Origin of the sequence: uncultured Novosphingobium sp., assembly GCF_964277725.1 — a bacterium.
Lineage (GTDB): Bacteria > Pseudomonadota > Alphaproteobacteria > Sphingomonadales > Sphingomonadaceae > Novosphingobium > Novosphingobium fluoreni.
Genome location: NZ_CAXYKL010000102.1, coordinates 37610 through 61109 on the forward strand (window position 1 = coordinate 37610; position 23500 = coordinate 61109).

The 23500-nt window shown below is 61.4% G+C and carries 22 protein-coding genes; 11 read left to right on the forward strand and 11 right to left on the reverse strand.

Features of this window, described 5'->3' with window-relative positions:
* Nucleotides 1–383: 383 nt before the first annotated feature.
* Complete coding sequence (locus ACHWRX_RS06095) at nucleotides 384–959, reverse strand: nuclear transport factor 2 family protein (RefSeq protein ID WP_394658498.1); 576 nt, start codon at nucleotides 957–959, stop codon at nucleotides 384–386.
* A gap of 154 nt (nucleotides 960–1113) precedes the next feature.
* Here ACHWRX_RS06095 and ACHWRX_RS06100 point away from each other — a divergent pair, with 154 nt between their 5' ends.
* Genes ACHWRX_RS06100 through ACHWRX_RS06135 form a run of 8 tightly spaced genes read left to right on the forward strand, consistent with a single transcriptional unit; the run spans nucleotide 1114 to nucleotide 9134 of the window.
* Nucleotides 1114–1818: an SDR family oxidoreductase gene (locus ACHWRX_RS06100; protein WP_394658499.1), complete on the forward strand. Its 705-nt coding sequence runs from the start codon at nucleotides 1114–1116 to the stop codon at nucleotides 1816–1818.
* A 5-nt stretch (nucleotides 1819–1823) separates the two neighbouring features.
* Nucleotides 1824–2927 carry a helix-turn-helix transcriptional regulator gene (locus ACHWRX_RS06105; RefSeq protein ID WP_394658500.1) on the forward strand — a complete coding sequence of 368 codons (1104 nt, stop codon included), beginning with the start codon at nucleotides 1824–1826 and terminating at the stop codon, nucleotides 2925–2927.
* Nucleotides 2928–2970: 43 nt separating this feature from the next.
* Nucleotides 2971–3381 (forward strand): hypothetical protein, encoded by a 411-nt coding sequence (locus tag ACHWRX_RS06110; RefSeq protein ID WP_394658501.1) that lies wholly within the window; start codon nucleotides 2971–2973, stop codon nucleotides 3379–3381.
* Nucleotides 3321–4427, forward strand: coding sequence for a hypothetical protein (locus tag ACHWRX_RS06115; protein ID WP_394658502.1), 1107 nt, complete (start codon nucleotides 3321–3323; stop codon nucleotides 4425–4427). Before ACHWRX_RS06110 ends, ACHWRX_RS06115 begins: the two co-directional genes overlap by 61 nt.
* A gap of 53 nt (nucleotides 4428–4480) precedes the next feature.
* Nucleotides 4481–5281, forward strand: coding sequence for an SDR family oxidoreductase (locus ACHWRX_RS06120; RefSeq protein WP_394658503.1), 801 nt, complete (start codon nucleotides 4481–4483; stop codon nucleotides 5279–5281).
* Nucleotides 5278–6090, forward strand: a complete 813-nt coding sequence (locus tag ACHWRX_RS06125) for a hypothetical protein (protein ID WP_394658504.1) — start codon at nucleotides 5278–5280, stop codon at nucleotides 6088–6090. The genes ACHWRX_RS06120 and ACHWRX_RS06125 overlap by 4 nt, the downstream gene beginning before the upstream one ends.
* A 35-nt stretch (nucleotides 6091–6125) precedes the next feature.
* Nucleotides 6126–7862 carry an amidohydrolase family protein gene (locus ACHWRX_RS06130; protein WP_394658505.1) on the forward strand — a complete coding sequence of 579 codons (1737 nt, stop codon included), beginning with the start codon at nucleotides 6126–6128 and terminating at the stop codon, nucleotides 7860–7862.
* 24 nt (nucleotides 7863–7886) lie between these two features.
* Nucleotides 7887–9134, forward strand: a complete 1248-nt coding sequence (locus tag ACHWRX_RS06135) for an MFS transporter (RefSeq protein ID WP_394658506.1) — start codon at nucleotides 7887–7889, stop codon at nucleotides 9132–9134.
* Between the two features lie 145 nt (nucleotides 9135–9279).
* On the opposite strand, the gene ACHWRX_RS06140 is transcribed toward ACHWRX_RS06135, so the two are convergent.
* The 10 genes from ACHWRX_RS06140 to ACHWRX_RS06185 all read right to left on the reverse strand — a co-directional run bounded on the left by ACHWRX_RS06140 (nucleotide 9280) and on the right by ACHWRX_RS06185 (nucleotide 21528).
* Nucleotides 9280–11658: a sulfatase-like hydrolase/transferase gene (locus tag ACHWRX_RS06140; RefSeq protein WP_394658507.1), complete on the reverse strand. Its 2379-nt coding sequence runs from the start codon at nucleotides 11656–11658 to the stop codon at nucleotides 9280–9282.
* Nucleotides 11659–11672: 14 nt separating this feature from the next.
* Nucleotides 11673–12299 carry a TetR/AcrR family transcriptional regulator gene (locus ACHWRX_RS06145; RefSeq protein ID WP_394658508.1) on the reverse strand — a complete coding sequence of 209 codons (627 nt, stop codon included), beginning with the start codon at nucleotides 12297–12299 and terminating at the stop codon, nucleotides 11673–11675.
* 276 nt (nucleotides 12300–12575) lie between these two features.
* Entirely contained in the window at nucleotides 12576–12998 is a 423-nt protein-coding gene (locus tag ACHWRX_RS06150; RefSeq protein WP_394658509.1) for a heme-binding protein, read from the reverse strand.
* Nucleotides 12999–13001: 3 nt separating this feature from the next.
* A complete protein-coding gene (gene glcF, locus ACHWRX_RS06155) occupies nucleotides 13002–14318 on the reverse strand; it encodes a glycolate oxidase subunit GlcF (RefSeq protein ID WP_394658510.1) in 1317 nt (438 codons plus the stop codon).
* Nucleotides 14308–15441, reverse strand: a complete 1134-nt coding sequence (locus ACHWRX_RS06160) for an FAD-binding protein (RefSeq protein ID WP_394658511.1) — start codon at nucleotides 15439–15441, stop codon at nucleotides 14308–14310. Before ACHWRX_RS06160 ends, glcF begins: the two co-directional genes overlap by 11 nt.
* Entirely contained in the window at nucleotides 15441–16934 is a 1494-nt protein-coding gene (locus tag ACHWRX_RS06165; protein ID WP_394658512.1) for an FAD-linked oxidase C-terminal domain-containing protein, read from the reverse strand. The genes ACHWRX_RS06160 and ACHWRX_RS06165 overlap by 1 nt, the downstream gene beginning before the upstream one ends.
* 6 nt (nucleotides 16935–16940) lie before the next feature.
* A complete protein-coding gene (locus ACHWRX_RS06170; RefSeq protein ID WP_394658513.1) occupies nucleotides 16941–17849 on the reverse strand; it encodes an acyl-CoA thioesterase in 909 nt (302 codons plus the stop codon).
* Entirely contained in the window at nucleotides 17846–19405 is a 1560-nt protein-coding gene (locus ACHWRX_RS06175; protein ID WP_394658514.1) for a long-chain-fatty-acid--CoA ligase, read from the reverse strand. Before ACHWRX_RS06175 ends, ACHWRX_RS06170 begins: the two co-directional genes overlap by 4 nt.
* Before the next feature lie 4 nt (nucleotides 19406–19409).
* Complete coding sequence (locus tag ACHWRX_RS06180; protein WP_394658515.1) at nucleotides 19410–20195, reverse strand: enoyl-CoA hydratase-related protein; 786 nt, start codon at nucleotides 20193–20195, stop codon at nucleotides 19410–19412.
* A 100-nt stretch (nucleotides 20196–20295) separates the two neighbouring features.
* The gene (locus tag ACHWRX_RS06185) at nucleotides 20296–21528 is read right to left on the reverse strand and encodes an amidohydrolase family protein (RefSeq protein ID WP_394658516.1); all 1233 of its coding nucleotides are present in this window, start codon (nucleotides 21526–21528) and stop codon (nucleotides 20296–20298) included.
* Nucleotides 21529–21752: 224 nt separating this feature from the next.
* Between ACHWRX_RS06185 and ACHWRX_RS06190 the strand changes: the two genes are divergently transcribed.
* Genes ACHWRX_RS06190 through ACHWRX_RS06200 form a run of 3 tightly spaced genes read left to right on the forward strand, consistent with a single transcriptional unit; the run spans nucleotide 21753 to nucleotide 23414 of the window.
* Nucleotides 21753–22229 (forward strand): nuclear transport factor 2 family protein, encoded by a 477-nt coding sequence (locus ACHWRX_RS06190; RefSeq protein ID WP_394658517.1) that lies wholly within the window; start codon nucleotides 21753–21755, stop codon nucleotides 22227–22229.
* A 19-nt stretch (nucleotides 22230–22248) separates the two neighbouring features.
* Nucleotides 22249–23010 (forward strand): SDR family NAD(P)-dependent oxidoreductase, encoded by a 762-nt coding sequence (locus ACHWRX_RS06195; RefSeq protein WP_394658518.1) that lies wholly within the window; start codon nucleotides 22249–22251, stop codon nucleotides 23008–23010.
* 29 nt (nucleotides 23011–23039) lie between these two features.
* Nucleotides 23040–23414, forward strand: coding sequence for a nuclear transport factor 2 family protein (locus ACHWRX_RS06200; RefSeq protein ID WP_394658519.1), 375 nt, complete (start codon nucleotides 23040–23042; stop codon nucleotides 23412–23414).
* The last annotated feature ends 86 nt before the right edge of the window (nucleotides 23415–23500 follow it).

Genomic DNA, 23500 nt, shown 5'->3' on the forward strand with positions numbered 1-23500 from the left:
GATGGCCTGATCGGATTGGCTGGCGCCACCATCCTGAGCATATACCGACGTCGAGCCAACAAGCGCTGAAACTACAATCGTGCCGATTACGCACGCGGCATAAGGCCTATACCTAGACATATTCCCTCCCCTTAACGATCAAAGCCGTTTTCTTATGAAGACGACTCATAAAAGGGGTGAGATCGAATAGATAGAACGGCACCTCCCGTAGCTTGCGTAATCACATCGGTGATTTGAGGCGATGCTCCGAGCAGTTGAGTAAGTCGGCCTCGACGCGTCGCCTGCTGATCGGGTCTGATTGTGACGATTGATTTAAGGGGAAAGATGATGCGCCGCAAAAGTATCTTGGATGATAAGGCAGGCATGCCACAAGCAAAAATCGCCTAGTCGAGAGGGCTGAAGAAGGTGTTGGAGCGGTCACGGCCGAAACGATCACCCATTTCCGATGGCTTGCCGAACATTCCTGTCTCCCAATCGGATGCCTTGTCACCCACGCGAAACCAGTCGATCAAAACATGCCTATGCGCGATCCGCCATTGCCCTTCGCGCAATTGAAAGCGATCGAGGTAGCGGCCGGCGGCATGAACGTCCTGTTGCTCGCCCTGGCGCTCCTCTTGATGCACTGCCCAAAAGTAACTTTCGCACTTTGCCTGCGAACCATCGATCCGGATCAGGACGTTAGTGATTTGGTGCTGGGTGACGCGCATCGTTTTGAGGATCGGAATTACCCGCTCGACGAAATAATAGGCGTTGAGCGGTGGCTTGTGGGGCACGGCATGACTGTCAAGCGCATCTGGCCAGTACACACTGCGTAGCAGATCGGCATCGCATCGGTCGATGCCCCGGCAATAGCGGTAGAGACAATCGCGGATCGCCTCGCGATCGGGCATCTCTTCCAAGACGCGTGCTCGATCAGGCACCGTCAGGAATGGGTCGGGGGCGCTCGTCTGTTCGGTCATGAAGCAAAGCTTGGTCTTACAAGGTGCTCCGGACAATGGCCCAGCACCGACCTTGCATGGCCTTGCCCAACGATCACCTATTTGATGCAGTCGCCTCTCTGCCTTGTCTGGGCCGTCATGCTAACCCTAGGTCAAGAAGAGGAGTTTGGGGTTTATGAGCGATAGCAAAACGGCCGTGATAATCGGTGCCACAGGAACCGTGGGCCGCGGCATCACGCGGGTACTGGCGGGGAGTGGCTGGAAGGTCGTGGCGATTGCTCGTGACATGGCAAAACTGAATGCCCTCGAGAGTGAGGTACCGGGCATCAAGATCGTGGCAGGAACCGTAGATGGAGACGCGCCCGCAGAGCAGCTGGCGGCACAGGTAAACGGCGTGGCCCCGCAAGTCGATGCGGTCATCACCGCGATCAACGGCCCCCTTTTCACCACGCGGCTATTGGATTGCGATGCAGAGAAGCTGATGGAGACGATCCAGGGCAATCTCATCACCCATCATTGCGCCGCACGATGGTTGAGCCCGCTTCTTGCACCGGGCGGTCATTATATCGGGATAGGCGGCGGCATGGCCGACTTCACGTTCCCGGGCGTCGGGCCTGTTTCGCTGTGTCAGGCGGCGCAACGCAACATGTTCCGCTTTTTTGCGATGGAGGTTCAGGAGCAGGATATCTCCGTGGTGGAGCTTATGCTGTTCTCGCACATCGTAGATCCGGCTGACGAGGACGGAGCCAATCCTCGCGAGATCAGGGCCGATGAAGTGGGCATGCATATCCGCGCCATACTTGATCGGCCTGAAGACTTTCCCGGCCCCATCTTGGCGCTGAAATCACGCAAGCAGATCGGCCAGCCCGAGCGCCAGTGAAGGTTGTGCCGATTGAGTTGGATGCCCGAACGATCGAACGCATCTATGCTGGGGCGTTAGCGGATGCGCCTTGGCAGGATGCTGTCGACATGTTGTGCGAGGGGCTGGACGCGGTAATCGTCGCCCTGGCCTTTCGCACGGTTCGTGAGGGATTGCCGTCGGTGGGCGTCCAATCCTTTCGAGGCAATGGCCGCCGGATGTGGGACGGGTTCTTCGAACATTACCGAGACGTAGAGACCTTTCCCTATGATCGGATGGAGCCGGGCGTCATCTATCCACTGAATGAGTTTATCGGGACGGGGTCGATTGAATTGGAGCGGCTGCGCGCGGAGCTGCAGCAGCCACTGGGCGGCGGCGAAACCTATGGGTTGGCATTGTCGGATCGTGGTCACTCCGTCGCTTATCTGATTTGGGTCATGCCGGCGGAGCGCTCCTTGACGCCCGAGCAGTCGCAATGGGTCGAAGCGGTCGCCGGACCGCTCGCGCGTGCCGTGGGTGGCTACCACCGCATGCGGGTGGCGGAACTGTCCGGGCGGCTAACGGCGGACGCATTGGGGAGGCTGGAGGTTGGCGTGGTGGCGATCGATGCGGAAGGGCGCGTCCTTTTCAGCAACGCGATCGCGGCGGACCTGATCGCGCAATGCGTGGAGATGGGTATTCATGGTGGACGGCTGGTGATGACCAGGCCCGACCTGGCCGTTCGGCTGGACGCCAGTCGGTCCTCGCCGCAAGCCGCGCAAGTCGCCGGATCGGGAGAAGTCACGATCGGCTTGATGATGGTGCCGGTGGCCGATGGGCGGGACGAGCTGGGCCCTGGCTCCCGCCCCGAACGCGCCATCTACCTGCACGAGGTCTCGCGTTCCGCCCCCGTGCCTGAGCGATTGATCGCAGAGCTGTTCGGCCTTTCCCGGGCCGAGGCGCGATTGGCTTCGTTGCTTTGCACGGGGCTGACCTTGCGCGAAGCGGCTGCACGAATGCACATCACCGAAAACAGTGCACGCACCTATTCCAAGCTCGCCTTTTCCAAGCTGGGCGTATCTCGCCAAGCCGAACTGGTGCGGCGCGTGCTGAGCAGCGTGGCGATTTTCGGAAGTGTCGGCGCGGACTGACCAGCCCGTGAGAGAGAAGTCCCCATTTGGTAAGTGCGGGGGCATGCCGGACATGATCTTTAAAGGACCAATCGCGAAAGACGATGGCCAAATAAAAACAACGATGGAGAGATGCAGCATGGCGACGCTTGCCGAAGAGACGAACACCGGCGCAGCTTCACTTATGCCGACCCGCGATTATCTGCTGAACGGTGTCGAGAGCATTGGATTGATCGATGCGTTCACGATGCCCTCGGAGGAACTGGAGCCATTGCAACTGCGCGCCGCGCAGGAAATCTTCTCCGTGCGAAGAAGCCAGATCGCCGTGCGCGTGATGCCGATATCGAGGAAATTCGGACGATCGAAGACATCGTGCCGCTCTTTTTCTCTCATACGACGTACAAAAGCTATCCGATGTCTTTCGTCACCGATGGCCGTTGGGACCGGCTGCTGCGCTGGTTCGGGACATTGGTGACGACGCCGGTCGACGACGTGGACCTTACCGGCGTTCATGACTTCGATAGCTTCATCGCGGCTTTGTGGGCGGCGGGCCATTGTGCTGTCGTCACAAACGGCACGACCGGGAAGGTATCGCTGCTAAACCGCACGCCCAGCGACAACGATCGCTATCGCGCATTGGTGGGCAAGACCATGGCATGGCCTGATCCCGCAACGCCGACGCACGCGCATCGTGTGTTCAAGTTCATGCCGAACGGTGGCCCCTACCTGATGATGATTGCCAGCGCGGCGCAGGAATACTGGTTCGCGCGGCCCGATTCCATTTACGCGCTTTCCGATAACCCTTTGGAGGTCGGCAGCGTCGTGCGCATGGCGCAGATGCGAACCCGCATTGCCGAAGGTAGCGCCACTCCCGACGAGATTCTGGATTTCGAAGATGAGATGAAGGAAAAGGCGGAGCGCACGACGGCGCGGGCGGCCGAGATGATCGATATGCTGATCGATCTGCGGCATGAACCGATGATCATCGGCGGTCCGTGGCTCCAGATGTGGAACGTGATGCTGCGCGCGCGTGAACGCGGCGTGCAGGATGGAGAATTTCACCCCGACACCATATTGGTCTGCGGCGGCGGAACGAAGAACGCCCCGATCCCGCCGGACTATCGCGAACAGATCCTCGCCTTCCTGGGCCCGGTGCGAACCAACCAGGGGTACGGTATGTCAGAGATGTCCTGGCATTATCCGATGTGTGAAGCTGGAAACTATCACGTCAATCCGTGGACGATCCCGATGCTGCTGGATGAGACTGGGGAGAGCCTGCTTCCGCGCGAGGGGGTCCAAACCGGCCGCTTCGCCTTCCTGGACATGGGCTTCGACGGCCGCTGGGGCGGCTTGATCACGGGTGACAGGGTGACGATGGATTTTCGCCAGACCTGCGGATGCGGACGCAAGGGCGCCGTGATGCTGCCTGATATCACGCGCTTCGCCGCATTGGGCGAAGAGGACAAGATCGGCTGTGCCGGAACGATTGACGGCTATATCCGCGGTGCGCTGGCACAGTGAACCAGTCCGTCAATACTTATCGCTTGTTCCGCTCCGGCAAGAAGCACTGAGCGATGTTCGGTAGGGGCGGCGGTCACGCCGCGTTTTTGAGCGCGCTATTCTCGCTGGAAGGGCAGGTGGCCCTGGTGACCGGCGCGGCGCGCGGGTTGGGCTTGGAGATGGCGCGTGCGCTAGCGGCAGCCGGGGCGACGGTGCTTCTGGGCGGTCGCGATCCCACGCGGCTGGAGGCGGCGGTGGAGCAGATTACGCAGGACGGAGGTATTGCCGCGCCGATCGTCTTCGATTTGGACGATGCCCCAGGTACGGCGGCGGCGTTGCAATCCATAGCATCGACATATGGGCGGCTGGATATTCTGGTCGCCAATGCCGGGGTGCGTAACCGTACGGGGTTTGCAGGCTTCGATCGGGGATCTTTCACGGATCTGCTGGCCACCAATCTCGTCGCGTCGGGGGACATATGCCACCGGGCAGCGCAGGCCATGGCGAGTGCAGGGCGTGGTGGGCGGATAATCGTTATCGGTTCGATGGTTTCGTCGATGGCGACGGCGGGGGATCCGGCTTATCTGGCGGCAAAGGCGGGGCTAACCGGCCTGGTCCGCGCTTTGGCCGCCGAGTACGGGCCAATGGGTGTCACCGTGAACGAGATCGCTCCAGGCTCTTTCGCCACGGAATACAACGCCGCGCTCGCTGCCAACCCGCAGGCGAATTCTGCGGTGCAATCGCGTACCCTGCTGGAGCGTTGGGGCAAGCCGGAGGAGATCGCCGCTGCGGCACTCTTCCTCGCTTCTCCCGGTGCGGCCTATGTGACCGGGCACCGGTTGGTCATCGACGGAGGCATGTCGCTGAAATTATGAGCAGTGGTTTATCTTATGTACCCGCAACGCAGGCCCGGGATCTTCTGGGGCTGCGTCTAGTCCTCAATGCAGGCGTCCCTGGCCCGTGGAGCGAGGCGGCAAAGGCCCTGTTCTATATAAAGGGCATCCCCTTCGTCCCCGTCCCACACAAGGGCGGCATGCCGAACGAGGAACTGGTCGCGTGGACCGGCATAGCCAACGCGCCCGTGGCGATGCTGGACGACGAACGGCCCCGCGCGCATTGGAGCGAGATTTTGATGCTCGCAGAGAGGCTTGCGCCAGAACCGCGCCTGATACCGCAAGACGAAGCGTTGCGAGTGCAAGTGCTGGGTTTGTGTCACGAGATATGCGGCGAAGATGGCCTGGGATGGAACCGGCGCCTCCAATTGCTGGAACGATCCGAAATCACTGCCAGGCGCAAGGCGGCGGAGAAGGATCCGACGGCTCTGGACCGACCCAACGTACCGATCGCACGAATGCGCTTTCGTTATTCCCCCAACGGCGATTTGGCGGCTGCCGAGCAACGGATTCTGGCGATCCTGGCGCATCTCGACGCGGCGCTGGCGGCGAACCGTGCCAAAGGGGCCGACTGGCTGGTGGGGGAAAGGATGACGGCGGCCGACATCTATTGGACTGCGTTTTCCAACATGTTCGTACCGATCCCCCACGATCGTTGCCCGATGCCTGACTTCTATCGAGAGGCAGCGCTCGTCCAGTCTGCCGCCGTGTCCAGCGCCGTCACGGCCGATCTGCTGGATCACCGAGACAAGGTGGCGGCCATCTGCTTTGAAAACCCCATGCGGTTTTGAACGGTGCGGCTCCGTCAACGCCGCAGGAGCATGACATGTTCGACACGGTAATTCGCAACGCCACCATCATCGATGGTACGGGCGCGCCCTCCCGCGTCGGAGACGTCGCCATCACCGGCGACAGGATCACGGCGGTGGGCACCGTGGCGGGATCAGGGCTCGAAGAGATCGACGCGGCCGGCCTGACTTTGACGCCGGGGTTTGTCGATATTCACACCCATTACGATGGACAGGTATCGTGGGATAGCGAACTGGCGCCATCGTCGCTGAACGGCGTCACCTCCATCGTCATGGGCAATTGCGGTGTCGGCTTCGCACCTGTTCGGCCGGAACATCACGGCCGGCTGATCGAACTGCTTGAGGGCGTCGAAGATATCCCCGGCACGGCCTTGCACGAAGGCCTGACCTGGGAGTGGGAAAGCTTCCCCCAATACATGGACGCCATCGATCGACGACGCTTCACCATCGATATCGGAACCCAGGTGCCTCATGCGGCGCTGCGCGTCTATGTGATGGGCGATCGCGGCATCGATCACGACGCCATTCCCACCGACGCAGAAAGAGAGCGGATGGAGGCGCTGGCGCTAGAGGCGGTGCAGGCCGGCGCGCTTGGCATCACCACTTCCCGCAGCGTTGCGCATCGGGCCATCACGGGGGAACTGATCGGCACGCTGACGGCGGAAAACGACGAGATCATGGCGCTGGCCCGCGCGCTGAAGACGGCGGGAACTGGCGTGTTCCAACTGATCACCGATGCCTACATGAAAGGCGATGCAGACTTTGTAGACGCCGAGATGGGCTTGATCGAGCGGATCGGACGCACGACCGGCCGGCCGGTTTCGTTCGCCCTGATGCAGACCGACGCGTTGCCCGATCACTGGAGGGAATTGCAAAGGCGAGCGGAAGGGTGGGCTAGCGAGGGTCTGGACATCCGCACGCAGGTGGCGGCGCGGCCCGTAGGCGTGAACCTGGGTTTCGCGACCACGCTCAATCCGTTCGCGTGGACCCCAACCTACCGCGCACTCCTGGGGCTGTCGGTCGAGAACCGAGTGGCAGCCCTTGCCACGCCGGACGTGCGTACGGCCATCATCGCCGAGCATCGCACGATGGCCAAGGACGCGATGACGGCCCAGACACAAACCGCTCTCTCAAAGATGTTTCGCATGCGCACGCCTGTCGACTACGAGCCCCAGCCGGAGCATTCGGTCGGTGCGGAAGCGAAGCGACTGGGCAGGGATCCTGCCGAACACACATACGACGTGTTGCTGGAAGAGGGCGGCTATCGCCTGCTCTATTTCCCTGTGATCAATTTCGCCGATCACTCGCTCGACGCCGTCCACGCGATGATGGCATCAGATCGTGCGCTATTCGGCCTGTCTGACGGCGGCGCGCATTGCGGCACGATATGCGATGCCAGTTTTCCCACCACGGCTATCGGATTCTGGCGGCACGGCAATCGGCATGGCCATGCCTTCACCGTCGAGGCGATGGTCCATGGCTATAGCCAACGCAACGCTCGCTATGTGGGTTGGGAGGATCGCGGCGTGATCGCGCAGGGCTATCTTGCCGATCTCAATCTGATCGACCTGGATGCGCTTGTCCTGCCTCCGCCAGAGATCGCGCGGGATTTGCCCGCCGGGGGTGCACGACTGTTGCAGCGCCCGACCGGTTACCGCATGACCATGAAGTGCGGGCAGGTAACGTTTCGAGACGGAACTGCGACCGGTGCTCTTCCAGGGCGTCTGATACGCGGCGCGCAAACTTTAAATTAGAAAAAGAACCGGAGAGGACAGTTGATGGGGGGAGGGTCGGAATGGAGCCGGGGCTGGCGCACGGTCGTCAGTGGTACGTTGGGGATGACCGCGATGGCGGGTGTCGCCAGCGTCACCGGAGTTGTGATGGAGCCGTTGCAGCAGGAGTTCGGGTGGCCACGCGCCGTGGTGGCCGTCAATGTCTTCCTTTGCTCGGCCATGGCGCTGCTGCTCGCTCCGGTCGGTGGCGCACTCACTTCCAGATTGGGCGCGAGAAAGGTAGCCATTGGTGGTACGATCGGTGCGATCCCTGGCTTGCTGCTGATCAGCCTGACAGGTGGCTCACCCTGGACGTGGTATGCCGCCTGGACAGCGTTTGCCGTCGTCAACGTCGCGATCGGTCCGATGGTCTGGTCGGTGGCAGTCAGCGGATTGTTCGAGCGTGCGCGAGGATTGGCCCTCGCCGTGACACTGAGCGGTGGCGGCCTTGCCCATCTGCTCTTTGCCCCTCTCGCCGTCATGATGGAGGCGCGTTACGGATGGCGGGGGGTCTACATCGCCATCGCCGCGATTTTCCTGATCGTGCTGTTGCCGGTCCTCGTGTTCCTGTTTCGCGCGCGCGAGGATTTGGCCGACACAAGGCCGGTCGAGGCAATTGCGGCAAATAACTTGGGTCGCGCGGATGAACCGCCGGCGACCGGCCTGTCCTTGGCGCAAGCGCTGGGCACACGCCATTTCTGGCAACTCGCGTTGCTCGCGCTCCTGGTAGCGTTTGTCGAGGGAACCTTGATGGTGCACCTTTTCCCCATCCTCAAGGAAGAGGGGTTAAGCGGGGCGACGGCGGCCGGCATCGCATCGGCCATGGGGCTGTCGTTGATCGTCGGGCGGCTTGTCACCGGCATCCTGCTGGATCGCCTGCAGAGTTCGCACGTGTTTGCCGCATCGATCCTTTTCCTCCTGGTTTGCTGCTTCATGGCCCGCGTGGTGGCCGGCAACGCAGCGATAGGAATAGCTGTCGGCATTTTGCTTGGTCTGGGCTCGGGGGGGACCACCGGGACGCTGGCCTACATAGCAGGGCGCTATTTCGGGTTGCGCGCATATGCGGCGATCTTCGGCATGCTGATGGGCATTTTCGCGCTGGGTTACGGGATCGCCCCGTCTGTTGCAGGGTACGCCCGAGACGCGGCGACAAGCTATGCGCCGCTTTTCCTCTATCTGGCATTTGCCTGCGCGGTCTCGACCGTACTGGCCTTCACTTTGGGCAAAGGGCCTCACGCCGCGAAGGTATCGTGACCACGCAGGATTAACACGTATCGGTGAGGTGCAGGTTCTGGTTTGACCAGCCCCTTGCGCCTCACCCACAAAGTTTGCATCCTAGGATCGCGGGTAAGCGACGATCCGTGCCACCCCTGCTACTGATTATGACAGCGCCTTCAAGCTACTTTCGCGGAAAGCCTGGTTCGGACATCTTCCCCAAGGTGACTTCCACTTTTTCGATGTTCCCGGCGAATGCGCCATTGCCAGTAGTCAACGGGCTGACCGGCACGCTGCTATCCAACCCGATGTCGAAGGTTTCGTTCGTGTTGGCATGGCCCCGGATCGACCGGTCAAGATGGCCTCGCCCCACTTCCTTTCCGTTGATGAAGATGATGATGTCTCCGCCTTTGCCCGCGCCACCGCCGGCATAGTCGAAAGCGAAACGCAGATGCGTGGTCTTCCCCACCGGAACGGGTTGCGAGCCGGCCACATCAGTTTGATCGGCAGCCACGGGGGCATAGGCGTGCGCGACATGCGGGATGCCGTCTTTCAAGAAGAAGCTCCATCCACCCATGGCACTGCCCACCGCGGCGATGACGCCGGCACCTTGGGCGGGGTCGATGCGGATGTCGGCGTCGATGGTGAACCCTCTATTGAAGATGGACGGCCATACGTCATGGCTCAGCGTCATGCCCTTCCCGAAATAGACGTAGCGATCCTGCTTCTTGACCATCGCGCTGCTGAAGGCACTCATTCGATTGAACGCAGTACGATCATCTAGCGGATAGACGCCGTTACGCTTAGCCTCCTGGTCGAACAGGGTTTTCATTTCAGCCAGCCTGACAGGGTAACGCTTGGCCAGATCGCGGCTTTGCGTGAAATCCCTGGTCAGGTCATAAAGCTCCCACGAATAGCTGAGCGCCAGATTGTCGGCCGCGTCAGCGCCGGTCACCATATCCCAGGGTTTTTTACGAGGTGTCGTCGCCGCCAGCCAGCCGTCGTGATAGATCGCCCTATTGCCCAGCATTTCGTAGTACTGGGTAACACGACGCGAAGGGGCGTCGGGGGTAGCGAAACTGTATTGCAAGGCAATGCCGTCCATCGGGCGCTGAGACACCCCGGCCACTGTTTCAGGTTCCGGCACTTTGGCGGCGGCCAGGATTGTGGGCGCCACGTCGATGACGTGCGCGTATTGATCCCGCATGCCCCGCGCCTTTATTCCCGCAGGCCATGAGAGAATAAGCCCGTTGCGCACTCCGCCAAGATGGGATGCAACCTGTTTGTACTGGGGAAAAGGGGCATTCATCGCCAGCGCCCATCCGGTACTGTAGAGGATGGCGGCGTCCGGACCACCGAATGTCGGGAGCGCTGCGAGCTTTTCGGCATCAGTCGTATGACGATTGGCGATCTCACCGGACTCGCTGAGTTTGCCTTCCGGTGAGCCGGCGGAATCCGCTCCGTTGTCCCCTTCGATGAAGGCAATCAGCGTGTTATCGGTTAATCCCATGCGATCGAGCTCGTCGAGCATGTAACCAAATTGCGCATCTTGATAAGCGAGCATCGCGGCGAACGTCTCGATGTAGGCCTGTTGGATCCGCCGCTGATCTGCGTTCAAGGCGCCCCAGCGCGGCACATCTTCGGGCCATTGCGCCAGCCTTGCGTTGGCGGGTACCAGGCCCAGGCGTTTCTGGCGAGCCAGCGTTTTTGCTCGCACTGCCTCATAGCCTGCGGAGAATTTGCCCTTGAACCGCGCGATCCAGTCCGCCGGAGCCTGAAGGGGCGTGTGGACCGATCCAGGGGCAAAATAGAGGAAGAACGGCTTGTCCGGCGCCGCTGCCTTTTGGGCATGGATCCAATTGACCGCGTCGTCCGCCAATCTCTTGTCGAGAACGTCACCGATCGGCGCGTCGGGGACCGGGGAATTGTCACGATATAGGTTGGGGCGCCATTGGTCAGTCGCCGCGCCGACGAACCCGAAGAAATGGTCAAAGCCCAGCCCCAAGGGCCACTGATCGAATGGGCCGGCGGGCGAGTTTTGTCCGATGGGGACGTTGTGATGCTTGCCGACAAAGGCCGTGCTGTAGCCGTTGTCTTTCAGCACTTGCGCAATCGTCGCGCTGTCGCGGGGGATGATGCCAGTGTAGCCATCATAGCCGCTGGCAAAATCGGTGAGTGCACCGGTTCCTACTACATGGTGATTGCGCCCCGTCAGCAGCGCCGCACGCGTCGGTGAACACATGGCAGTGGTGTGGAAGCGGTTGTAAAGCAGGCCCCGCGCTGCCAGTCGATCAAGATTGGGCGTCGGGATCGGCCCACCGAAAGTTGATGCGGCACCAAAGCCGGCGTCGTCGGTCAATATGACGATGATGTTCGGCGCGCCTGCGGGGGCGGTGGGTAGCCTGGGATAGACCGGAGAGGTCTTTGCCGCGTCCGGATCGCCTATCGTCTCGCGCGCAGGAAGCGGTATCGGTAAGGTCAACCGCCCGGCATCCGACCTTGCCGTCTGGGCGTAGACGAGATTTCCCGGTGCCATCAAGGCTATCAGACTGGTCATCAGCATTGCGCGGTATCTTGTCATGGCGTCGCCTCCTCGGTCGCGCATCCGCCGCTGGCAGTGCACCTTTTGTTGTCATCAGTCATAGGTGCGGCCAGAGCAGCGGCGGCCATGCTCATCAGGTCGTTGAAATCGGGGACCCGAACACGCCCTTCGCTGCCATCGTCCATCATCGCGATCGTCATGTGGATCATCGCGGCGGCAACTTGCAGGCGAGCATCGAAACTGGGACGCGTCGCGTCTGGCATCGCGCTTCGCAGGGCATCGATCAATTGCTGCGTCACGGGGAAATATACGCTCAATGCCGAGCGCACGGCCATCCCGCCAGATCGCCCGATACCTGCCAGGAACCGCGCATAGCTGCGCATCCCTTGCTCATCCGTCTGCTCCACCAGCGGACGATAGAGAATGTCGAGAAGGCCCACGATCGACAGCGGCCAGCCTTCGCTTGCCTTCAGCAACTCGGCGCGACGCGCTTCGATCGGGGGAAGGCGATGGAGTATGACTGCGGCGGCAAGTTCTTCCTTCCCGCCAAAATGGTAGGCGACGACATTGCTGTTCGCACTGCCCGCCGCGCGTGCGATCTGGCGCACGCCAACCCCGTCTATCCCATGATCGGCAAAGAGGATTTCGGCGGCGCGGATCAACGCCAGTCGCGTTTCGCTTCCTTGCGCTTTCAGGCCGCTTTCCGGCCCTGGCGCGTGCGTGATCCGGGAGCGTTCAGCGGAGGTCAGGCAGATCACCTTTCAAGCACGATCGCGGAAGGCGTGATATCGCGTTCGCTTAATACGACTGTATTAGAACTCTAGTTTGCGAGTGACAGCAAGGTGTTCGTGATCGAGAAACGAAAAATGGCCGGCATCTCTGCCGACCATTCAATATGTGATGGCCAGTCGCAGGACTGGCCCGGTCGAGGGTCAGTTTTAAGCAGCTAGCCCCGCAGCGGCGATGCCGGCCAATGCGCATGTCTCGTCGTTGTCGGACGTGTCACCCGTGATCCCGACCGCACCCACGATCGCTCCGGCTGAGTCCCTGACGATCACACCACCCGCTGCCGGGATGATCCCGCCCTGCGAGATCGGGCCCAGAGAGGCAACGAACGTGGGCCGGTCCGCCGCCATGTCAGCTATCGCGCGCGAGTTCACGCCCAATGCCAACGCGCCCGACGCCTTCCCCGTAGCGATCTGAGGCCGCAGGGTCGAAGCACCATCAGCCCGCTGGAACGCGATCAAATGACCGCCCGGGCACAGGACCGCAACCGAAAGTGGCTTCAGGCCCAATTCCTGGCCCTTTGCGAAGGCAGCGGCAATGATCGTGTTGGCTTGATCGAGGGTAATGGCACCCATGGTCTAACTCCTTTTGAAAACGGAATGATCGCTAAGCGCGGGTGGCACCGGACCACCAGTGGCCCAGTCCAGCAGTTCGATGGTATGAATGACCGGGGTGCCGGAGCGACTGCCGATCTGTACCGCGCAACCGATGTTGCCCGTGGCGATCACATCCGCCCCCAGCTTCTCGATCTGGGCGACTTTACGATTGCCCAACTGGTCGGCGATTTCGGGCTGGAAAATGTTGTATGTGCCCGCTGATCCGCAGCACAGATGTGACTCGGCCGGCGTCCTCACGGCGAAACCAGCGTCTCGTAGCAGGCGCTGTGGTTGGGACGTAATCTTCTGCCCATGCTGCATCGAACATGCGGAGTGGTAGGCCACGGTGATGCCCGCGCTGCGCTGTTCCACGACGGCTGGCATGGCGATATCTGCCAGCAGTTCGCTGATGTCGCGCGCCATCGCCGAAACCCGTTCGGCCTTCGCTGCATACGCGGCGTCGTTGCGCAGCATGAAGCCGTAGTCCTTGATCGTCGTGCCGCAACCCGATGCGGTAATGACGATGGCATCTAGGCCCTTCTCGATCTCTCGTGTCCAGGCATCGACGTTGCGCCGTGCCGCTTCCAGAGCTGCCTGCTCCTTGCCCATATGGTGAACGAGGGCGCCGCAACACTGCTCACCCGCCGCGAAGGAAACGCCATAGCCGCAGCGTTCCAGCAGCCGCACGGTCGCAGCGCGGGTCTGCGGGCTCAGGACCGGCTCGGCGCAGCCCTGTAGCAAGACGACGCGGCCTTTGGGCGCGACCGGCATGACGCTGCGGGGCGGAACGGCGGCCGGGAGCTTTCTGGGCGCGAGTTCCAGCATGGCGGCCATCGGCTTGAGTGCTGCGATCTTGGCGATCCAGGGCGCCAGAGGTCGACCCAACTTGGCGGCGACCAACGCGGCACGGAAACGAGCGGGATGGGGCAGAACGAAGGCCACAAGGGCGCGCAGCATCCGGTCAGCCGGGCTGCGATCATGGTGCTCCTCGATATAGGATCGCGCATGATCCACCAGATGCATATAGTTCACGCCCGACGGGCACGTGGTCATGCAGGACAAGCACGACAGGCAACGATCGACATGCTTGACGACTTCAGACGTCGGCTTGCGGGCGTTTTCCAGCATGTCCTTCATCAGATAGATGCGGCCGCGGGGACTATCCAGTTCGTCACCGAGCAGGACATAAGTGGGGCAGGTGGCGGTGCAAAAACCGCAGTGCACGCACTTGCGGATCACGCTCTCGGAGGAGGCCATCGCCGGATCGGCCAGCAGTTCAGGTTGAAATTTAGTCTGCATGTGGCTGATCCAAGAAGCGGCCGGTCTCGAACAGGCCTGCAGGGTCAAAGGCGCGGCGGATGCGCGCAGCCAAGGCCGCCTCGCCCTGCGGAAGAGGATGCTGGGCGGGAACATGCGCCCGAACGTCATCCGGCGCCCGCAGCAACATGGCATGGCCACCTGCTGCCGTGACGGTGGCGCGCACCATGGCCGGATCCGATTGCGTATCATGGTGGATAAGGCCGCCCGCCCAATCGGCGAGCCACTGGCCGCCGTCGCGCGCCAAAGCGTGCACAATGCCAAGCCCTTCCTTGCGTGGCACGCTCAGCCGCCAGATCGTTGGCGACTGCCCCAGCGCCGCGGCGTTCGCGAAAGGATGCCAAAGCACGGCCCCTTCTTGGGCTGCGATCTCCTGCGGCACGCCGAAACGGGCCAAAGCCCCCTTCAGCAGGATTGCCCGCGCACCGACCGAAGGACCAAAGCCTTCGATGCGCAAAAGCGTAACGCCACGCTGTGGGTCGTGGGCAGCCGCAGCGACATCGGCCGGCAGGCGCATCGCCTCGCCCATCAAATCCCACGCGGCGGCATCGTCCAGCGCAGTCCAAACCAAGGTCAGGCTCTGTGTGGGGTTGGGCAACACCTTCAACGTGACTTCGGTCAAGACCGCAAGCCGGCCCCACGCGCCGCACATCAACTTTGACAGGTCGTACCCGGTCACGTTTTTGACTACTTTGCCGCCCGCCTTGAAGCGTTCCGCCCGGCCCGATACGGCCTCGAAACCTAGCAGGTGGTCTCGCACGGCTCCGCCCGACACGCGCCGTGAGCCTGACAGGCCAGCACCGATCACCCCGCCGATGGTCGATCCGGGTGCCGTATTCGGTTCGAACAGAAAGGCCTGGCCGCATTCGGCAAGCGCTGCTTCCAGTTCCGCCAGTGGAGTGCCGGCCTTAGCCGTCAGCACCAACTCAGCCGGATCATAACTGATGATACCTGACAGGGCGGTCGTCGCAAGTTGCTCGGCATCAGGCGTGGACGCGCCGAACAATCGGCGGGTTCCGCCGCCGACGATCTCGACCGTGGCTTTTCGCGCCGCCGCATCGGTCAGGATGGCAACGATGTCTTCGGGGGTCTGGGGCTGGTGCATCAGAAGCGCGGAATGTCCGGAAAAGGAAGCTGGCCATGATGAACGTGCGTTCGTCCCAGCTCGGCGCAGCGATGCAGCGTGGGGAACACTTTGCCCGGATTCAGCAGCGATGCCGGGTCGAACGCGCACTTGACGCGTTGTTGCTGCTTCAGGTCGATCTCGTCGAACATCTCCGGCATCAAATCGCGCTTTTCCACGCCCACGCCATGCTCGCCCGTCAGCACCCCGCCCACTTCGACACAAAGGCGCAGGATGTCGTTGCCGAACGCCTCGGCCTTGTCGAGCTGGCCTGGCTGATTGGCATCGTAAAGGATCAACGGGTGCAGGTTGCCGTCCCCGGCGTGAAATACGTTCGCCACGCCAAGGCCGTATTGCTGGGACAGTGCCTCCATGCGCTGCAGCACTTCAGGAAGACGACGGCGCGGGATGGTCCCGTCCATGCAGTAGTAATCGGGGGCCAATCGCCCGACGGCCGGGAAAGCGGCCTTGCGCCCGGCCCAGAAAGCAAGCCGCTCATCCTCGTCACGCGAGATTTGCAGAGTGGTTGCACCATTGCGCTGTGCGATCGCGGCCACTTCGTCAATCAGATGGTCGCACTCGGCCGCTGGGCCGTCCAGTTCGACGATGAGCAGCGCCTCGACATTCAGCGGATAGCCGACTTTCACGAATGCCTCGGCAGCATGGATCGCGAGCCGGTCCATCATTTCCATGCCGGCGGGGATGATGCCCGCCGCGATGGTATCCGCCACGCATTGTCCGGCCGCCTCTACCGCAGGGAAGCCGATCAGCAGGGCGCGCGCCGTTTCGGGCTTGGGCAGGATGCGCACGGTTACCTCGGTCACGACGCCCAACAGGCCCTCGGACCCGACGATCACGCCCAGCAGGTCCATCCCGGCACCGTCAAGCGCCTTGCCGCCAAAGCGCAAGACTTCGCCCTCAATGGTTACCAATTCCACGCCCAAGACGTTGTTGGTGGTCAGCCCATATTTCAAGCAATGCACGCCACCCGAGTTCTCCGCGACGTTGCCTCCGATCGAGCAGGCGATCTGGCTGGAGGGGTCGGGCGCGTAGTAAAAGCCCTCGTCCTCCACTGCACGCGTGATGGCCAGATTGGTGACGCCGGGTTGCACCACGACCAGGCGATCGTCGTAGTCGATCTCTATGACGCGGTTGAATTTGCCCATGCCCAGCAGCACCGCATCGGCCAGCGGCAGCGCACCACCCGATAGAGACGTACCCGAACCACGGGGCACGACCTTCACACCTTCGCGATGGCAATAGCGCAAGATCTCCGCGACCTGCTGCGTCGTTTCGGGCAGAACCACGACCATGGGCGGTTGCCTATAAGCGGTCAGACCATCGGATTCGTAGGGCGTGAGTTCCGTTTCACTGTCGATCACGCCTTCGCCCGGCACGATAGCGCGCAAGGCGGCCACGATGGCATCCCGCCGGGCGAGGACGGCCTGATCCGGTTCCGGCATCTTGATCGACATCGCGGTTCAATCCTCCTTGGGCTGCCGCCGGCGGATCAGGGCTTCCTGAACCACCGAGGCCAACATGTGGCCGTGCACATCGTACATGGCGCCCCGATTGTATCCCAAACCTCCGCCGGAGAACGGGCCGTCCAGCGCGTAGAGGACGCGCTCGATCGGGCGCGGTCGGGCGTGAAACCATATGGCGTGATTGAGGGACACAGACAGCAATTGTCCGTCATACAAGCTGTCGGCATGAGTGGTGCGTGAAGGGAAATTCGCGCACGCATCGGTCAAGTAGGCCAGCGTGGTGTAGTAGGCGATGGGATCGTCAGCCGGCGGGGCAGGGTGGGGCTGTACCCAAGCGATGGTTTCAGGACGTGCACCGGGCTTGCCCAGCCCCTCGTCCGGATCGAGGAAATAGGTGTCGAAGCTGGACCGGTTCAGCACCCGGTCGCTTGTCTCGAGATTGATGATGTCTGCGAGATCACGCACGTTCTGGCGCAGCGATGTCAGTTGTTCCATCGGCGGGACCGATGGGGGGGGCGTATTATGCTCCGCCTCGCCCTCTTCCCAATCATGGAAACTGATCTCGGCGCGGAACACTTCCTTGCCGTCCTGCATGGCGGTAACCCGCCGATGCGCAAAAGCTCGGCCATCGCGGGTCCGCTCGACATGGTAGTCGACCGGCCTGGCCGCGCGAGCGCCGCGAAGAAAATAGCTGGTCATCGCATGCGGCGACCTGGCGGGCGTGCTGCGCATGGCAGCGCCTACCGACAAGCCAAGGTATTGACCGCCGAACACCTCTCCGCCGAAGTTCCTGTCGGGTTCGAGCGAGCGCCAGACATCCGCCTCGATCTGCTCCAGCGACAGCAACGCGCCCATGTCGCCGATCTGAAGCCCTGGCATTTCGCGTGACCCGGTTGAAGCGCTCAATTGCCGCCGCCATGATCGGCGCGCAGGATCTTCTTATCGATCTTGCCACTCGCCACTTTGGGCAACTCGGTGACGAAGATCACGTCCTTGGGTTTCTTGTAGCCGGCGATCAGCGTGCGGCTGTGGGCGATCAGTTCCTCCTGCGTGGCGGCCTTACCGGGCGCCAGCACCACCACGGCGCATACGGTTTCGCCCCATTGTTCGTCGGGTCGACCGATCACGGCCACTTCGGAGACTGCCGGATGCTGTAGCAAAGCCTCCTCCACTTCGCGCGAATAGATATTCTCGCCGCCCGAGATGATCATGTCCTTCTTGCGATCGACCAGATAGAGATAGCCCTCGTCATCGAAGCGGCCGACGTCACCGCTGAAGTACCAGCCATCGCGGATGGCTTCCAACGTGGCCGCGGAGTTGTTCCAGTAACCTCTGAACATAACGGGAGATTTCAGCACGACCTCGCCCACTCCGCCGACCGGGCAATCGTTTCCGTCTTCGTCCACGATGCGGACCGCCGTGAAAAAATACGGAAAACCGGTCGAGGCCAGCCGCTGTTGCTCTGCCGGGGTTCCATCGGGGCGATGCATGTTCATCGGCAGCCATCCGATGCTGCATCCTTCACTAGAGCCCAGCATCTGCAGAAACACCTGGCCGAATATCGACATGCCCTTGCGCAGAACGGTAGTCGGCATGGGGGCCGCACTATAGATGATCATGCGCAAAGCGGAATAGTCGCGCTGCTCCACGCCGGGCGTTTGCAGGACCATATGCACCATGGTGGGCGCCAGTAGCGTATGCGTGATCCTGTTCGCTTCCAAGGAAGCGACAACCTCGGCCGCATCGAACTGGCGGTGAACGTGCACGGTGCCGCCGTTCGCCAATATGCCAAGCGCGATTGCCATACCGCCGATATGAAACAACGGCATCACGCACAGGAAACTGTCACCCGGATTGTTGCCCATGGAGGGCACCAGGACCTGCGTGTTAAACGCCATCTCGCGCTGACCCATGATGCAACCCTTGGGCCGTCCGGTAGTCCCACTGGTGTAGATCAGGCTGGCAACATCATCCTCCGCCGCGCGCGCGATCGGCCGTCCGTCCGGCACATCGGCGAGCAGTTCGGAATACGCGATCGCGTCAGGCGCGCCGGCACCGATCACCACCACTGCCTCGATCGTTCGCACTTGCTCGCGAAGCGCGGGGATGAGCGCGGCATATTGATCCTCGATCAACAGCACGCGTGGCGCGATGTCGTTCAGGATCCAGACGATTTCGGGCAGGGCCAGCCGGAAGTTCACGGTGGCGACGACGAAACCGGCAGTCCACCCGGCAACATAGGCTTCGATGAATTCTAGGTTGTTCATCGACAGGACCGCCATGCGATCCTGCTTGCGCATGCCTAGGCGTTCGAGCGCCGTGGCCAGGCGGCAGCCGTTCTGAAACAACTCTCTGTGTGTACGCGTCTGGTCGCCGCAGACCAACGCCGGATCATCACCGAAACGGCGGGCGTTGTTTTCCAAAATATGGCCGATGGTCAGCGGCGTGCCGGACTGGATCATGCGGTTATTCCTTGAGCTCCGCTACCCAGCGAGGCTCACGCTTTTCCAAGAACGCGGCGGAGGCTTCCTTGGTTTCATCCATGGACGAGGCGAGAGTGGTGAACAACTGTTCCACACGGTAGCCTTCAGTGATCGACATGTCTTCGGTGACGTTGATCGATTCCTTCATCAGCCGGATCGCGGCCGGGCTCTTGCGCGCGATCTCGTCCGCGATATCGAAGGCCGCGTCCATCAAGTCACCGGGCGCGACCACTTCGTTGACGCCGCCGTACGATTGCAGAGTGCGCGCATCTATCTTTCTGCCGGTGAGGGCGAGATAACGCACCAGCTTGTCAGGCAGCAGACGTGCGGTGTGCCGGGTGCCCCCCATAACGCCGACGTTGATCTCCGGCAGCGAGAAGACCGCGCTTTCCGAAGCGACCATCATGTCGCAGGAAGACGCCACGACGAGGCCCGCACCCAGTGCAGCGCCGTTCACTGCGGCGATGACCGGCACTTCGCATCGACGGATCGCATCGAAGCAGCCGCGCGAGACGACCGATCGAGCCAGCTGCCCCTCCGTCGTGCGTTGGTTCAGCTCCTTCACATCGGCTCCGGCGCTGAACATCTTGCCCATCGCCGTCAGCACGACAGCCCGTACCTTGGGCTCCTGCCCAATCGTAGAGAAAAGCTCTCGCAGGCCCTTGAACAGAGCCAGGTTCAGGGCGTTCACGGGCGGACGATCAATCGTCACCAGCAACACGCCCGGGTGCGCTTCTGGCCGCGTGATGGTTAGGCCTTCGACTTGCATTGATCCCCCTCGAACCGAAAAAAGATGCGCCGTCCGGACCGGGACGGCGTTTGATCGGGACCGCGCCTTGGCGGTCCCGACGAACAGGATACGTCAGTCGTTACGCAGTCAATCCCATGAAGTTCATGCCGTTCTCGTACATGACCTTGCGGGTCTGCTCTTCAGTGAGATCGCGGCAAGCTTCGGCCGCAAAGTGCCGCGGCGTCTCGGTGCCCTCGGCGTGCGGATAATCCGAGCCCATCATGAGCCAATCGGAATTATTCGTCTGGTCGATCATCAGCTTCAGGTTGTCTTCCGGATAGGCGACGACACCCACGTGGCGCATGAAGATCTTGCTGGGACGCTCCTTGAGCTGACCACCCGGCCAGTAGCCGTTCTTGGCGATGCCACGGCACTTATCCATCTTCACCAGCATCGAAGGCACCCATTCCGAGCCGTTTTCGGCGGACAGGATCTTGATGTTCGGGAAGCGCTCGAAGAAGTTCCAGAAGATGAAGCTGGAGATGGTCTCGACCATCGGGCGTTCCGAATAGCCGTGCATCCACACAAACGCTGTCTGCTTGATCCGGCTCTGCTGCATGGGCTCACCCCACACAGCCATGTGGTCCTTCATGTAGATCGCTTCGCCGACGTGGTAGACGACGCGCAGGCCGGCCTCGTTGACGATCGCCCAGAAAGGATCATGATCGGGGTGGGCCGGCGGCTTGCCGTTGATCGGTCCCATCGGCATCAGGATCGTGCGGGCGCCGTTATCGATCGCCCATTTCACCTGAACGCAAGCCTTCTCAACATTCTGCAGCGACATCAAGGGCGCGGAGAAGATCCGGCCCTCATAGTCGAAGCGCCAGGTATCCAGCATCCACCGGTTGTAGGCGTCAAGGATACGGTAGGCGGGCTCTTCCTGATCGAAATAGCTCACCAGAGCGACCATGTCGCCGACGTAGATCAGGCTGGAGCGGACATCCCACTCGTCCAGCTTCTTCACGCGCTCTGCGGGAGACAGCATGTCGGCCGTCTTGTCGACCTTGAGATCGATGTCCGCCTTGCCTTCCTTCATGGCGCGCAGCCATTCGTGAAGCTTGCCAGGAGCGGGGACCTTGCCGTCCTCGTCCAGATGGTCGGCGCTGATCTCTACCTTACGGGGGCCGACGTAGTAGGCGAAGTCACCATCGGCGCCGTGCTTCTTCTCGATGCCCCAATCTTCCTTCAGGTCTGCCGGGAAGTATTTGGTGAACGCATCCGAAGTCTCCCAGATATGCGTATCGGCATCAAAAATCGGACCGGTATATGCAGCTGTCACGTCTGCGTGTGCCTCTTTGGCCAACGTCGCCATGATATTGCTCCTCGTTCGAATCCTGCGCGACGAGCCTTCGTCGTGTACGTTTTCGTTTTACCTCTCCGCCCTTCCCGTCAATGTCGGATGCGGGAGAACCGCCTCTAAAACCACGACATCACATTGTTGATTTTGGGTCCATGATACGACCACACCCGCTGACGGCGCAGCGCCCGCGGCATAGGGTGCCGCCACATCTGATAAGTTCTGGGAAGATAAAGAGGATGACAGAAGCACTCGCGCGCCTGGACGCGCTTGAAAAGCGTCTTGGTGCCGTAGAAGACGAATTGGCCGTCATTCGGCTGGTCGCCAGCTATGGCCCCCTGGTCGACAGCGGCAGTCCCGACCTCGCTCCCGATCTGTTTGCCGAAGACGGCGTTTACGATGTCAGCTATGGCCGGATGACGGGACCCGCCGCTTTCAGCGAGCTTTTGAAACACTCTGAGCATCTAGATGCGATCAAAGGCGGGATCGCGCACGTCATGGGCCTGCCTTGGGTCCGGATAGATGGCGATCACGCGATCGCCGTTAATTGCACCCAGCTCTATCTTCGCCGGGACGATGGTTATGCTATATTCCGCGTGGCCCAAAACGTCTGGAAGCTGGAAAGGCGTCCGCAAGGCTGGAAGATCATCGAACGCACCAATCGGCTGATCGGCGATGGCGACGACGCTCGCGCCATGCTGGAAGCCGCCATTTAAGATCATACTGGAGAACACGATGACGGATCCTCATTTTCACGGCAAGACCGCGCTTGTCACCGGTGCCGGTGCCGGGATCGGCCGAGCCTCTGCCCGTGCTTTCGCGCTTCGCGGCGCACGGGTCATGCTGTGCGACCTGGATAAAACCTCGGCGGAAGAGACTGCGCAATTGATCGTCAGCGCCGGTGGCGAGGCCGAGGCAGTCAAATGCGATGCAACCGATTGGTCTTCCGTGGAGGGTTTGATCAAGGGCACGCTAGACAAGTTCGGCTCGCTCGATTTCGCGCATAACAACGTGGGCTGCGGCGTGAACAAGCCGTTCGACGAATTGACCGAACGTGACTATCAATTCGTAACCGACGTCACTTTCAAATCCGTCTTCCTCTCGCTTCGCCAAGAATTACCGGTGATGCGTGAAAGGGGCGGCGGCGCCATCGTCAATACCGCGTCTATGGCCGGCGTCAGCACAACGCCTTCTGCAGATATCGTCTATTCCGGCGCCAAGGCCGCTGTCATCCACATGACGGCCTATGCCGCGCGGATGTTCGGCCCGCATGATATCCGCGTGAACTGCGTGGCGCCCGGGCTTGTCGCGACCAAGGTGGTAAACGAAATGTTCAACGCCGAACAGCAAGTTGAACTGGCATCGGGCCAGATCTTCAAGCGCGCGATCCAGCCTGAGGAAATCGCCGCTGCCGTCATTTTCCTGTGTTCATCGGAAGCGGCAATGATCACGGGACTTAATTTCCCCGTCGATGGTGGCATCAACGCCGTTCGTTAACGGCTGGCATACAGAAGAGGGACGACCCTATGAACCCGAAACAGGTCGTCCAGGCCTTTTTGGATCACGCAGCCGCCGGTCGAACCGAGGAGGCGATCGCCCTGATCGCCGACGATTGTGACTGCTGGTACACAGGCGCCGGATCAATCTCCCGAGACGATCTGGTGAACGGGATGCGCGGCCTGCAAGGCTTGGCAGCCGGAGGAACGCGCTTTCCGGTCACCGATATGATCCAGGAAGGTGATCGCGTTGCGGTCGAATATGTCGGGCACATGCCGCTCACCAACGGGCGGACTTATGCCAACACCTATCACAGCAAGTTCGTGGTCAGGGGCGGCAAGATCGTTGTCTTTCGTGAATATCTGGATCCGCTGATCGTATCTGCGGCATTGGCGCCCGTTTAGCGGCATCGCCTGTTCATGGTAAATCGTCCGACCGCCGCTGTGCAGGCGGCGGTCGGGTCGTTTACCTGATTGAGTTTCGTTCCATG

Coding starts and splice junctions, on each gene's coding strand:
- ACHWRX_RS06095 (WP_394658498.1), bottom strand. CDS start 959: ATGACCGAACAGACGAGCGCCCCCGACCCATTCCTGACGGTGCCTGAT.
- ACHWRX_RS06100 (WP_394658499.1), top strand. CDS start 1,114: ATGAGCGATAGCAAAACGGCCGTGATAATCGGTGCCACAGGAACCGTG.
- ACHWRX_RS06110 (WP_394658501.1), top strand. CDS start 2,971: ATGCCGGACATGATCTTTAAAGGACCAATCGCGAAAGACGATGGCCAA.
- ACHWRX_RS06115 (WP_394658502.1), top strand. CDS start 3,321: ATGTCTTTCGTCACCGATGGCCGTTGGGACCGGCTGCTGCGCTGGTTC.
- ACHWRX_RS06120 (WP_394658503.1), top strand. CDS start 4,481: ATGTTCGGTAGGGGCGGCGGTCACGCCGCGTTTTTGAGCGCGCTATTC.
- ACHWRX_RS06125 (WP_394658504.1), top strand. CDS start 5,278: ATGAGCAGTGGTTTATCTTATGTACCCGCAACGCAGGCCCGGGATCTT.
- ACHWRX_RS06130 (WP_394658505.1), top strand. CDS start 6,126: ATGTTCGACACGGTAATTCGCAACGCCACCATCATCGATGGTACGGGC.
- ACHWRX_RS06135 (WP_394658506.1), top strand. CDS start 7,887: ATGGGGGGAGGGTCGGAATGGAGCCGGGGCTGGCGCACGGTCGTCAGT.
- ACHWRX_RS06140 (WP_394658507.1), bottom strand. CDS start 11,658: ATGCTGATGACCAGTCTGATAGCCTTGATGGCACCGGGAAATCTCGTC.
- ACHWRX_RS06150 (WP_394658509.1), bottom strand. CDS start 12,998: ATGGGTGCCATTACCCTCGATCAAGCCAACACGATCATTGCCGCTGCC.
- glcF (WP_394658510.1), bottom strand. CDS start 14,318: ATGCAGACTAAATTTCAACCTGAACTGCTGGCCGATCCGGCGATGGCC.
- ACHWRX_RS06160 (WP_394658511.1), bottom strand. CDS start 15,441: ATGCACCAGCCCCAGACCCCCGAAGACATCGTTGCCATCCTGACCGAT.
- ACHWRX_RS06165 (WP_394658512.1), bottom strand. CDS start 16,934: ATGTCGATCAAGATGCCGGAACCGGATCAGGCCGTCCTCGCCCGGCGG.
- ACHWRX_RS06175 (WP_394658514.1), bottom strand. CDS start 19,405: ATGATCCAGTCCGGCACGCCGCTGACCATCGGCCATATTTTGGAAAAC.
- ACHWRX_RS06180 (WP_394658515.1), bottom strand. CDS start 20,195: ATGCAAGTCGAAGGCCTAACCATCACGCGGCCAGAAGCGCACCCGGGC.
- ACHWRX_RS06185 (WP_394658516.1), bottom strand. CDS start 21,528: ATGGCGACGTTGGCCAAAGAGGCACACGCAGACGTGACAGCTGCATAT.
- ACHWRX_RS06190 (WP_394658517.1), top strand. CDS start 21,753: ATGACAGAAGCACTCGCGCGCCTGGACGCGCTTGAAAAGCGTCTTGGT.
- ACHWRX_RS06195 (WP_394658518.1), top strand. CDS start 22,249: ATGACGGATCCTCATTTTCACGGCAAGACCGCGCTTGTCACCGGTGCC.
- ACHWRX_RS06200 (WP_394658519.1), top strand. CDS start 23,040: ATGAACCCGAAACAGGTCGTCCAGGCCTTTTTGGATCACGCAGCCGCC.